Raw genomic sequence first — 11,369 nt, 5'->3', positions numbered from 1 at the left:
GGGACGCGCGCATCAGCATGCCCGAGCCACGGTGCAGTGGTCGTTGCCGTCGACGCTGGGGGCGTGCCTGTTTCGAGACGACAATACGTCGCCGACAGCGATGAGAACCGGATTGTCGTAGCCGATCTCCTCTATGCCCTCAGAGATTGTCGCAAGCGTGCCGCGCCAGCGGCGTTCCGTCGGCCGGCTCACATCGCTCATGATCACGGCCGGCGTTTCAGGCGAGCGCCCTTCACCGATCAGCTTTTCGGCGATCAGCCCCGCCGTTCGCCCCCCCATGTAAAAGACCGTTGTGCTCCGCCGGTCGGCAATGCCTGCCCAGTCGACATCGTCGGGCAGGCCGCCGTGGCGGGAATGACCGGTCACGAGGCGGAGTGATTGGGCGTGGTCGCGATGGGTCAGGGACAGGCCGAGACGGGAGGCCATGGCGCTTGCAGCCGTGACGCCGGGGACGACGTCGACGGGAATGTTCTCGCGATCGAGATGGGCGATTTCCTCGCCGGCCCTGCCGAAGACCATGGGGTCGCCGGATTTCAGCCGCACGACGCGTTTCCCGGCCCTGGCGAGCTTGACCATCATGGCGTTGATGTCTCCCTGCCGACAGCTTTCGCGGCCGCCGCGCTTTCCAACCAGCAAACGTTTTGCCTCCCGCCGCGCGAGTTCGAGCACATCTGACGAAACGAGGTCGTCGAAGAGGATGACATCGGCCGCCTGGAGCGCGCGGACCGCCTTCAGCGTCAGGAGTTCGGCATCGCCCGGCCCCGCGCCGACCAACGTCACGCGACCTATGGCGGGGGCTCCCGCGAGCCTTTCGGCATCAGCAAGAAGCACCCCGCCTACGCCCTCCTCCGGCGTATCCAGTGTCGAAAAGACGCGATCGGCAAACCGCTCCCAGAAGACGCGGCGCCGGGGACCGGGTTCGATACGGCGGTTCACCGCTCCGCGAAGAGACTGCGCCAGCACCGCCCAGGCCTTCAGGCTTTTCGGCAACAGCGTCTCGATCTTGCGGCGGATCGTCTGGGCGAGGATCGGGGCGGCGCCATCGGTCGATATCGCAACGACGACGGGCGAGCGATTGACGATGGAGCCGAACTGGAAGTCGCAGAATTCCGGCTTGTCGATGACGTTGACCGGGACGCCGGCCGCGCGGGCGGCGGCGAAGAACGCCCGCGCCTGCGCCACGTCTTCGCAATCGCCGACGGCAAGTGCTGCACCGTCAAGATCGGCGGGCGCCCAGTGCCGACTGTTCAGCGTCATGCGCGCGGCCGGATGAGCCGGCGTGCGATCGAGAGACGCCTCGAGCGCGCCATCACTTGCTGCGGCATAGAGGTCGACATGCGCGCCGCAGGCGGCCAGCAGCTCGGCTTTCCAGACCGCGCCGTCCGTTGCACCGGCAACCACGACACGCCGTCCCTCCAATGCGTAGAAGACCGGAAGCTTGGCAAGCGCCTCCATGCGGGCAGGTCCTTCATTCCGCGGCTGCTGAAAGACATCCATCGATGATCCCCCTGATCTCGGCGCGGCAGGAGCCGCAATTGGTTCCGGCATTGAGCGTGAGGCCAACGGCCTCGACGCTGCGGCAACCGCCGCGCACGGCAGCGATGATCTGGTTGACGCCGACGCCGAAGCAGGAACAGACGGTGGCGCCGGGATCCGGCTTGTCTGCTCCCGGCCGGCCGGCAACGAGCGCGAAGCGCTTGCGCAGGTTGACGTGATCGGTGGCGAGCTGCGCGATCGCCCAGTTACGAGCGACGGCAACGGGCTCGCAGGCCAGGAAGAAGGCTGCGAGAAGCCGCGTGCCATCGAAGAAGGCGAGCCTGATGTCGCCGGTCTGCGCATCCGCATAGCCGAGCGGATCTATCCCTTGCGGGATGGCAAAGACGCGGCGGCACCAGTCCGCCCAGTCTTCCAACGGTTCGGCAAAGGCCGCCTCCAGACGCCAGCCTCCCCACGCCTTTGCCAGCGCCCAATAGGCCGCGTCCGGATCGACCGGCTTTGCCCGAGAGACAGCAAAGGCGTAGTGCGTCGCCTTGAATTTTCGCGCGGCGACCGCAACGTTTTTCGACGCCGGCTGGCCGGAAAGGCGATCGGTGATCGGCGGCACGAGGACATCGATGCGCGCCTTGGCCGCAAACTGGTCGTTCCAGTGCATGGGCGCAAAGATGCTGCCACGCGCCTGGCGTTCGGTGATGAGCGCACGCACGATCACCTTGCCCTGTGGGCTTTCGATCTCGACGAGGCCGGCGTTGCCGATGCCGATTTCCATCGCATCGCGCGGATGCAGTTCCGCAAACGGTTCGGCGATATGTGCCGAAAGGCGCGCGCTTTTGCCTGATCGCGTCATCGTGTGCCAGTGATCGCGGATGCGGCCCGTGTTGAGCGTGAAGGGGTAATCGAGATTGGTGCGATCGGCATCCGTCGGTCGAACGGCAACGAAGCGCGCCTTGCCGTCGGCATGGTAAAATCCGCCGTCGGCAAAGAAGCGGCTTTCGGCGCTGATTTCGCCTTGCCGCTGCGGCCACTGGAAGGGCGCCAGAGCGTCATAGCTTTCCGCGCTCAGATCGGCATGGGCGCCGATATCGAAATCGCGGCTGCCGGCATTCTCGAAGGCCGAGAGCGCGGCGTGTTCGCGAAAGATCGTGGCAGGCGCTTGATAGGCGAAGGCATCGGCGTAGCCCAGGCGACGCCCGACTTCGGCCAGTTGCCACCAGTCCGCCCGGGCTTCCCCGGGGGCTTCAAGGAACGCGCGCTGGCGCGAAATGCGGCGTTCGGAATTGGTAACCGTCCCGCTCTTTTCCCCCCACCCGAGCGACGGCAGCAACACATGCGCATGGCGGGTGGTATCTGTCTCTTTCAGGATGTCGGAGACCACGACGAAGGGACAGGCGCTGATCGCCGCCTCGACGGCATGGGCGTCCGGCATCGAGACGACGGGGTTCGTCGCCATGATCCAGAGCGCCTTGACGCGTCCTTCGGCCACCGACCGGAAGAGATCGACGGCCTTCAGCCCTGGCTTTTGCGCGATCGCCGGCGATTGCCAGAAGCGTTGCACGCGATCCCGATCGCCGGCATCTTCGATCGCCATGTGGGCGGCGAGCATGTTGGCAAGGCCACCGACCTCGCGGCCGCCCATCGCATTTGGCTGCCCCGTCAGCGACAACGGCCCCATGCCCGGCCGGCCGATGCGGCCGGTCGCAAGATGACAGTTGATGATCGCGTTGACCTTGTCGGTCCCCGAGGACGACTGGTTGACGCCCTGGCTGTAGCAGGTCACGACCTTTTCTGTTGTCGAAAACAGCCGGTAGAACTCGCGCAGTTGCATGGCCGGAAGGCCGGTTCGCTCGAGCACCTCGTCGAACGGGACGGCGGACGCGGCGAGAAAAGTCTCCGCAAAGTCGGCCGTATGGGCCGCGACGTAGTTCTGGTCGACCGCATTGCTGGAAACCAGGTGCGAAAGCAGCCCGACGAAAAGCGCCACATCCGCATCGGGCCGGATGGCAAGATGGAGGTCGGCGATATCGGCCGTCATGGTGCGGCGCGGATCGATCAAGACGATCTTCATGCCCGGCCGCTTTGCCTTGGCGGCGGCAAGGCGCTGGTAGAGGACGGGGTGGCACCAGGCGAGATTCGAGCCGGTGAGTAAGACCAGATCCGCCAGCTCCAGATCCTCATAGGTCCCCGGGACCGTGTCCGAACCGAAGGCACGGCGGTGCCCGGCAACCGACGAGGACATGCAGAGGCGCGAGTTGGTATCGATGTTGGCTGACCCGATAAAACCCTTCATCAGCTTGTTGGCGACGTAGTAGTCCTCGGTCAGCAGCTGTCCGGAGACGTAGAAGGCGACCGAATCCGGCCCGTATTCGGCAATCGTTTCCGCGAAACGCGTCGCGACGAGGTCGAGCGCTTCGTCCCATGCGGCCTGGCGCCCGCCAATCTCCGGATGCAGCAGCCGACCATCGAGGTCGAGGGTTTCGGCGAGTGCGGACCCCTTGGAGCACAGCCGGCCGAAATTGGCGGGATGGTCGGCATCGCCGCGCACGGCGACGGCGCCGTTGTCATCGACCGTCGCGATGACCCCGCAGCCGACGCCGCAATAGGGACAGGTGGTCTTGACCTCCTTTTCCATGGTCATTCCGCCGCGATCAGGAGGCTTTCGAGCGCAATGAACAGCGCGCCGCCGTCAATGCGCACCGGTATGGTGCGCACCGCGCCTTCGTCGGCCCCGAGCGCCTTTCCGGTTTCGAGCGAGATCGCCCAATTGTGCAAGGGGCAGGTGACCGCCTTTGCGTGGACGATGCCCTGCGAAAGCGGCCCACCCTTGTGCGGGCAATGGTCCTCGATCGCGAAGACCTCGTTTTCGGCGGTGCGAAAGACGGCGATCTTGCCCTGAGGCGTCTTCACGCAGCGCGCGCCTCTCAGTGGAATGTCAGAGATGTTGCCGATCAAGTGCCAGGTCATGTCCATCATCTCACTCCGCCGCTTGAGGAAAGCCGACCGTCGCCATCGGCCGGAATTCATGTTTGTCCTTGCCGGAGACGCGCTCCGACCAGGGGTCGACCTGGGCGAATTTCTGGCTGAAGACGAAGCGGTCGTAGAAAGCTTTGCGCTTCTCGGCGTCGCCCATGATCTGGCGGCGGATTTCGTCGAGGCCCACGCGTTTTGCCCATTTGTAGATGCGTTCGAGATAGTGGGCCTGCTCTCGATACATCTGTGTCAGCGCCACGATGTGTTCCAGCGCCTCGTCCTCGGTCTTCACCAGGCCGAGCACCTCGGTGCCCTTGATGTCGAGGCCGGCGGCGCCGGCGAAATGGATCTCGAAGCCACTGTCGACGCAGATGACGCCGATGTCCTTGCAGGTGGCTTCGGCGCAGTTTCGCGGACAGCCGGAGACCGCCATCTTCAGTTTGGCGGGCGTCCAGGAGCCCCACATGAACTTTTCGATGCGGATGCCGAGGCCAGTCGAATCCTGCGTGCCGAAGCGGCACCAGTCGGAGCCGACGCAGGTTTTCACCGTGCGCAGGCCCTTGGCATAGGCCTGGCCGGAGATGAACCCGGCCTTGCCGAGATCAGCCCAGACCGCAGGCAGGTCTTCCTTGTCGATCCCCAGCAGGTCGATGCGCTGGCCACCGGTCACCTTCACCAGCGGGATTTCGAACTTGTCGACCACGTCGGCGATCGCGCGCAATTCTCCCGCATTGGTGACCCCACCCCACATGCGCGGCACGACGGAATAGGTGCCGTCTTTCTGGATGTTGGCGTGAACGCGCTCGTTGATGAAGCGCGACTGGTAGTCGTCGGCGTATTCATCCGGGAAATCGCAGACGAGGTAGTAGTTGAGCGCCGGGCGGCACTTGGCACAGCCGCAGGAGGTCTTCCATTCCAGTTCCTGCATGACCGCGGGAATGGTCTTCAGGCCCTTGGCCTTGATCAACCGGCGGACGTCGTCATGGCCAAGATCGGTGCAGCCACACATCGGCTGGACGGCGGCGGGATTGTAGCCGTCGCCGAGCGTCAGCGTCATTAGCTGTTCGACAAGGCCGGTGCAGGAGCCGCAGGAGGCGGACGCCTTGGTATGAGCGCGCACGTCGTCAAGCGACGTCAGGCCCTTGTCGGCAATCGTCGAAACGATCTTGCCCTTGCAAACGCCGTTGCAGCCGCAGATTTCCGCATCATCCGGCAAGGCTGCAACGGCCGCCATAGGGTCCAGGGGAGCGCCCCCCTGGTATGCCTGGCCGAAGATCAGGGTCTGGCGCATCTCCGAGACGTCGGTCTGCTTCTTCTTCAGATCGTTGAACCAGGCACCATCGGCGGTTTCGCCATAGAGCACCGTGCCGATGATGCGGTTTCCCTTCAGCACCACCCGCTTGTAGACGCCGGCCGTGGCATCGCGCAGCACGATCTCCTCGCGGTCGTCACCATCGGCAAAGTCGCCGAGCGAGAAGAGCTCGATGCCCGTGACCTTTAGCTTCGTCGGCGTGTCGGAATGCACGAAAGCGGCGGAGCGGTCGCCGGCCAGATGCGAGGCGGCGACGCGGGCCATCTCATAGAGCGGCGCGACGAGGCCATAGACCATGCCGCCCACTTCCGCGCATTCGCCCAGCGCCCAGATGCGGCCGTCCGAGGTCTGCATGCCCTGGTCGACGACGATGCCGCGGTTGATTGCAAGGCCGGCATCCCTTGCGAGACCGACGCTCGGCCGGATGCCGACGGCCATGACGACGAGCGTCGCCGGAATGATGCGGCCATCGTCGAGCTCGATGCCCTCGACCTTGCCGTTGCCGACGATGGCCTTTGTGTTGGCCTTGCAGATGATCTTGATGCCGCGACCTTCGAGTTCCTTTTGCAGCAGGTAGCCGGCGGCCGGATCGAGCTGGCGATCCATCAGCGTCGGCATCACGTGAAGAACCGTGACGTCCATGCCGCGGCCGGCAAGGCCGGCGGCCGCCTCAAGGCCAAGGAGGCCGCCGCCGATGACGACGGCTTTTTCGCGCGACTGGGCGGCGAGCAGCATGGCCTGTACGTCGTCGAGATCGCGATAGGTGATGACGCCGGGCAGATCCTTGCCGGGCACCGGCAGGATGAAGGGGACGGAACCGGTCGCGATCACCAGCCTGTCATAGCTTTCCGTTACGCCATGGTCGGAGGTCACGGTCCGGGCATCGCGGTTGATCGCGACGATGCGATGGCCCTTGTAGAGCGTGATGCCGTGCTTGATGTACCAGCCGTCACCGTGGATGATGATCTCTTCGTATTCCTTTTCGCCCGAGAGCACCGGCGACAGCATGATGCGGTCGTAGTTGACGCGCGGCTCGGCGTTGAAAATGCTCACCTCGTAGCGGCCGGGCGCCTGTTCGAGGAGGTGCTCCAGCATGCGCCCGGGCGCCATGCCATTGCCGATGATGACGAGTTTCTCGGTCATGGTCTGTCCTTGTCGGTTCAGGCGGCTGCAGCCGTCGGCAGGGTGAGCGCGCGCTCCATCCGGCGGATCGAGAGGTGCATCCAGAGAAGCGATGCGACGACGACGGCGAAGAGCAGCAGGAAACAGCTCGACCAGAGACCGGTCGCATCCTTGAGAAGCCCGAAGGCGATCGGCAGGACGAAGCCGCCGAGCCCGCCGACCATGCCGACGATGCCGCCGACGGCGCCAACATTGTCAGGGTAGTAGGCCGGGATGTGCTTGTAGACGGCGGCCTTGCCGAGGCTCATGACGAAGCCGAGCACGAAAACCGTGACGATGAAGACGACAGGCGTGATGCCGAAGCTTTGCCCCTCGCTTGCTGCCGGCAGCGACAGGATCAGCGTTGCCACCGCCGAGATGCCGAGCATCCAGTACATGACGCTGCGTGCGCCCTTGCGGTCGGAAAGCACGCCGCCAAAGGCGCGGAAGATGCTGCCGGGGATGGAATAGGCAGCTGCAACCATACCGGCGGCGGCGATATCGAAGCCGTAGACGCCGACGAGGTAGCGCGGCAGCCAGAGCGAGAGGGCGACGAACCCGCCGAACGCGAAGAAATAGTAGAGCGAGAAGCGCCAGACCCGGGCGTTCTTCAGCGGTTCGAATTCCTGAAGTAGGCTGCGCTTCGGCAACTGGCGCTCGCGACGGCTGCGGAAGGCCGGATCGTCGCTGGTGGTGAACCAGAAGATGAGAGCGGTGACGACGAGGGCGGCCGCCCAGATCTCCGCAACCGTCTGCCAGCCCCAGGCGATGAGGATGAAGGGCGCGAGGAATTTCGTTACCGCCGCACCGACATTGCCGGCTCCGAAGATGCCAAGGGCCGTGCCCTGCTTTTCCGGCGGAAAGAAGGGCGAGACATAGGCGACGCCAACCGCAAACGAGCCGCCGGCAAGGCCGATGCCGAGGCCGGCGAGCAGCATCTGCGGATAGGTCGTGGCGTAGGTGAGCAGAAAGGTCGCAAGGGCGGCAGCCAGCATCGTCAGCGTGTAGACGAGGCGCCCGCCATAGCGCCCGGTCCAGACGCCAAGCAGCATGCGGACGAGCGAACCGGTGAGGATCGGCGTGCCGACAAGCAAGCCGAACTGCGCTTCGCTCAAGCCGAGGTCCTGCTTGATGCGGATGCCGATGATCGCGAAGATCGTCCAGACGGCGAAACAGATGGTGAAGGCAAAGGTGGACATCCACAAGGCCGAGGCGGATTCGCTGGCGGATAAAGGCTGCTTGTTCTCAGACATGGCTTCTCCGAGGCCCGACAAGGTCGTGCCACTCCATCTTGGGGGTGAAAAACAAAAAAGCCGCTGGCCAGGTATGCCCGACACGGTTTGCCCCGTGTGCGCAGTCCTGATCAGCGGCTTTGCTGGTGAGGCGCCCGTCGTTGGACACCGATCTCTTGGCCCGAGGGCCTGGAACTATAAAAGCAATCAACGTGCCAGATTTATCTGGCCGTTGATTCTAAAACATAAATTTGATTTTTCGCTTTGACGTCAGCCCAAGGACTGACATCCCTTGGTGCAGCGCGAAGCTATTTTTTGTGCAATGCGCATAAATTAGGCGTCACGCATCCAGCCCGCAGACTGTGCAGCGATGTAGGCGTCGAGATCGTCGGGATCGAAGCGCCCGCCATCGAAAAAGCCGTCCGGTCCAAGCGTCAGCGCGCCCGAGGAGCCGACAGGCGTTTCGACCGTCAAGGCGCCCTCCACCTTGGCGCTTGCCGAGGGCATGGCGACGCCGAGATGCTTCAATGCGGCGCGGTAGACATCCGGACGATAGGTTTCCGCGGCGATGCGCTGGCGCTCCGCCGTATGTTCGATCTGCCGCCAGCGCACCATCTGGGTGTAAAACCAAAGGGCATGGCTCTTCCAGGGGAAGGTCGCCGCCTTGGCGTTCGGCACGAAGAAATCCCTGACGGCCCTGACCTCACCACCGCCAACCGGCAGGGTGCCTTTAAGGGCGGGAAGAAGCAGTTCGGCGTCGCGATCCACATAGGCAGGTTTTGCAAGGAGGTGGGCAAGCGCCTCGTGGTTGTCCGGCCGGGCGCACCACAGCGAGGCTTGATGAAGCGCGACAAGCAGGGCGGCCATCGCGTCGGGATGGGTCGCTCCCCATCGCGCGTTGACGCCGAGCACCTTTTCCGGGCTCGATCGCCAGATCGCCGCCTTGACGGTGGCGAGATGCCCGCTGCGACGAAGCACGCCGAAGGTGTTCCAGGGCTCGCCGGCGCAATAGCCGTCGATCACACCTTCGGCCAGCGCATCGCCCATGTCCGGCGGCGGCAGCACGACGATATCGATGTCGCGGTCGGGATCAATGCCGCTCGCCGCCAACCAGTAGCGCAGTTCGTAATTGTGCCCGGAATAGGGATGCACGACGGCGAACCGCAGCGGCGCGCCCGCCTGCGCATCGATCGCCTTGCGCAGGGCTGCACCGTTCGCGCGCGCATCGAGATCCGCGGTCGCGCCGTTGTCCGCCATCCTTTGCCAGAGCGCCGGAGACACCGTCACCGCGTTGCCGCCGAGACCCAGCGACATCGGCACGATCATCTCGGGTGCCGGCACGTTGAGACCAAGATTGCCGGCGATCGGCATCGGCCCGAGAATATGCGCAACATCGACATGGCGAACCGCAAGCCGGTCGCGGATGCTCGCCCAGGAGCGCTCGCGCAAAAGCGTCAGGTCGATCCCCTGCTCTTCGGCAAAGCCCATCTCGCGGGCGACGACGAGAAGCGCGCTGTCGAGCAGCGGCACGAAACCGGCGGTGATGGCGTGGCGGGTCATTCCTTGCCTCCCGGATCGAGCAGGCTCGCCGCCGTGACGAGGCTCTGGGCGATGTCGACGATCTTGCGGTTCTGGTTCATCGCCGTGCGGCGCAGGAGCGCGTAGGCCTCGTCTTCGGTAAGCCCGCGCGAGCGCATCAGCAGGCCCTTGGCGCGGTCGATCACCTTGCGGTTTTCCAGCTCGCCGCGGGTCTCTTCCAGTTCCCGGTTGAGGCGGGAGAAGGCGTTGAAACGACTGATCGCCATTTTCAGGATGGGACGCACCCGCTCCTGCTTCAGACCGTCGACGATGTAGGCCGAGACCCCGGCCTCGACCGCCGCTTCGATGGAGGCCTCGTCGGACTTGTCGACAAACATGGCGATCGGACGCCTGACCGCCCGCGAAAGCTGGAACATGCTCTCCAGCATGTCGCGGTTCGGGTTTTCGAGATCGATGACGATGACATCGGGATTGAGATCGGCGATGCGTCGCGCCAGCCCGTGCATGTCGTCGATGACGGTCACATGGTCATAGCCCGCGTCGCGCAGCCCATCCTCGATGATGGCGGCGCGAATGCGATTCTCGTCGATGACCAGGACGTTCAGTCTGCTGTGCTGCATGCCACGACCGCATTCTGACCAGGCTTGAATTGCCGTGTCGGCTCATTTTGCAATGCAGCATGACCGGTCCGAAAGCAAGCGCGAACTTGCCAGGCGGCGGCTGTCGCGCGCCGGCGCGTCGGCGTTCGTTCGCTGCGGCCGACCTGCTTATCCCAGGCGGTAGCGCCGCAGGATCTCGGCGATCTGGCCGTCCTGCTCGTCGTTCGGAAGCAGGGCCGGCTGGCGGCTCGCGCCGACGCTGGCGTCCTGGAGGAACAGCGCCCGTTTCACCATGGCCGGAGCAAAGCCCAGCGCGTAAAGGTCTGTCCGGAAGGCGGCGAACGTCGCCTGCTGCCTTTCAGCCTCTGCAAGGTCGCCGGCGTTGACGGCCTTGAGGATGCCCGCAAGGACGTGCGGCATGGCATTGCCGAGGCCCGAGATACAGCCCGCGGCACCGTTCTCAAGGGCCCACAGAACGAGATGGTCGGGGCCGGAATAGACCTCGAACCCGTCAACCTCCTTGGCGACCTGCAAATAGGCTTCAAGCGTCTCCTTCGCACCGCCCGAATCCTTGATGCCGGCGATGTTTCCATGCCCTGCCAGCGTGCGTGCGGTTTCCGGCTCGATGTGGTTCTGTGTCCGGGCCGGGATGTCATAGAGGTAGACCGGCGTTTTCACCGCATCGGCGACCGTGGAAAAATGGCGGATCAGGCCATCCTGCGTGCAGGCGATGAAGAAGGGCGTGATCACGGCAATGCCGTTGACGCCGATACGGTCGAATTCGCGCGCCAGCTTCAGCGTCTCGAAGGTCGCCGGCATGCCGGCATTGACGATGACCCTCACGCGACCGCCGACCTCGTCGACGACTTCTTCGGTCAGCCGCACCTTTTCCTCGAAGGTGAGCGCGGAGAAGTCACCGTTGGTGCCGGCGCACATGATGTTGTTGCCGGCTTCCACCTGACGACGGACCTGGGCGCGCGTCGCCTTGTAGTTGATCGTTTCGTCCTCGTTAAAGCAGGTCACGAGGGCGACATAGGCTTGCTTGGTCATTCGATGTTCCTT

At 64.5% G+C, this 11,369-nt stretch carries 8 protein-coding genes; all 8 read right to left on the bottom strand.

Annotated features, from left to right (window positions below; genetic code table 11):
- Nucleotides 1-12: 12 nt before the first annotated feature.
- Nucleotides 13-1,497, bottom strand: coding sequence for a siroheme synthase CysG (gene cysG / locus VGO12_RS13250; protein ID WP_327513212.1), 1,485 nt, complete (start codon nucleotides 1,495-1,497; stop codon nucleotides 13-15).
- Nucleotides 1,469-4,126 carry a molybdopterin-dependent oxidoreductase gene (locus VGO12_RS13245; RefSeq protein WP_327513211.1) on the bottom strand — a complete coding sequence of 886 codons (2,658 nt, stop codon included), beginning with the start codon at nucleotides 4,124-4,126 and terminating at the stop codon, nucleotides 1,469-1,471. The genes cysG and VGO12_RS13245 overlap by 29 nt, the downstream gene beginning before the upstream one ends.
- Nucleotides 4,127-4,128: 2 nt before the next feature.
- Complete coding sequence (nirD, locus tag VGO12_RS13240; protein ID WP_414650721.1) at nucleotides 4,129-4,464, bottom strand: nitrite reductase small subunit NirD; 336 nt, start codon at nucleotides 4,462-4,464, stop codon at nucleotides 4,129-4,131.
- A gap of 4 nt (nucleotides 4,465-4,468) precedes the next feature.
- On the bottom strand, nucleotides 4,469-6,919 hold the full coding sequence (gene nirB / locus VGO12_RS13235; RefSeq protein ID WP_327513209.1) for a nitrite reductase large subunit NirB: 2,451 nt from the start codon (nucleotides 6,917-6,919) through the stop codon (nucleotides 4,469-4,471).
- Nucleotides 6,920-6,936: 17 nt separating this feature from the next.
- Nucleotides 6,937-8,190: a nitrate/nitrite transporter gene (locus VGO12_RS13230; protein ID WP_327513208.1), complete on the bottom strand. Its 1,254-nt coding sequence runs from the start codon at nucleotides 8,188-8,190 to the stop codon at nucleotides 6,937-6,939.
- Nucleotides 8,191-8,502: 312 nt separating this feature from the next.
- Entirely contained in the window at nucleotides 8,503-9,729 is a 1,227-nt protein-coding gene (locus tag VGO12_RS13225) for a CmpA/NrtA family ABC transporter substrate-binding protein (protein WP_327513207.1), read from the bottom strand.
- A complete protein-coding gene (locus tag VGO12_RS13220) occupies nucleotides 9,726-10,328 on the bottom strand; it encodes an ANTAR domain-containing response regulator (RefSeq protein WP_327513206.1) in 603 nt (200 codons plus the stop codon). The genes VGO12_RS13225 and VGO12_RS13220 overlap by 4 nt, the downstream gene beginning before the upstream one ends.
- Before the next feature lie 147 nt (nucleotides 10,329-10,475).
- Complete coding sequence (locus tag VGO12_RS13215; protein WP_327513205.1) at nucleotides 10,476-11,357, bottom strand: dihydrodipicolinate synthase family protein; 882 nt, start codon at nucleotides 11,355-11,357, stop codon at nucleotides 10,476-10,478.
- Nucleotides 11,358-11,369 lie beyond the last annotated feature (12 nt).

The organism is Ensifer sp. (genome assembly GCF_035999135.1).
In the GTDB taxonomy this organism is placed as follows: domain Bacteria; phylum Pseudomonadota; class Alphaproteobacteria; order Rhizobiales; family Rhizobiaceae; genus Ensifer.
Note: the sequence above shows the minus strand (reverse complement) of the source record. Positions and strands in the feature narration are given on the sequence as shown.

What these genes read in the sequence shown, in the direction of transcription:
- cysG (WP_327513212.1), bottom strand. Translation starts at nt 1,497, where the DNA reads ATGGATGTCTTTCAGCAGCCGCGGAATGAAGGACCTGCCCGCATGGAG.
- VGO12_RS13245 (WP_327513211.1), bottom strand. Translation starts at nt 4,126, where the DNA reads ATGGAAAAGGAGGTCAAGACCACCTGTCCCTATTGCGGCGTCGGCTGC.
- nirD (WP_414650721.1), bottom strand. Translation starts at nt 4,464, where the DNA reads ATGGACATGACCTGGCACTTGATCGGCAACATCTCTGACATTCCACTG.
- nirB (WP_327513209.1), bottom strand. Translation starts at nt 6,919, where the DNA reads ATGACCGAGAAACTCGTCATCATCGGCAATGGCATGGCGCCCGGGCGC.
- VGO12_RS13230 (WP_327513208.1), bottom strand. Translation starts at nt 8,190, where the DNA reads ATGTCTGAGAACAAGCAGCCTTTATCCGCCAGCGAATCCGCCTCGGCC.
- VGO12_RS13225 (WP_327513207.1), bottom strand. Translation starts at nt 9,729, where the DNA reads ATGACCCGCCACGCCATCACCGCCGGTTTCGTGCCGCTGCTCGACAGC.
- VGO12_RS13220 (WP_327513206.1), bottom strand. Translation starts at nt 10,328, where the DNA reads ATGCAGCACAGCAGACTGAACGTCCTGGTCATCGACGAGAATCGCATT.
- VGO12_RS13215 (WP_327513205.1), bottom strand. Translation starts at nt 11,357, where the DNA reads ATGACCAAGCAAGCCTATGTCGCCCTCGTGACCTGCTTTAACGAGGAC.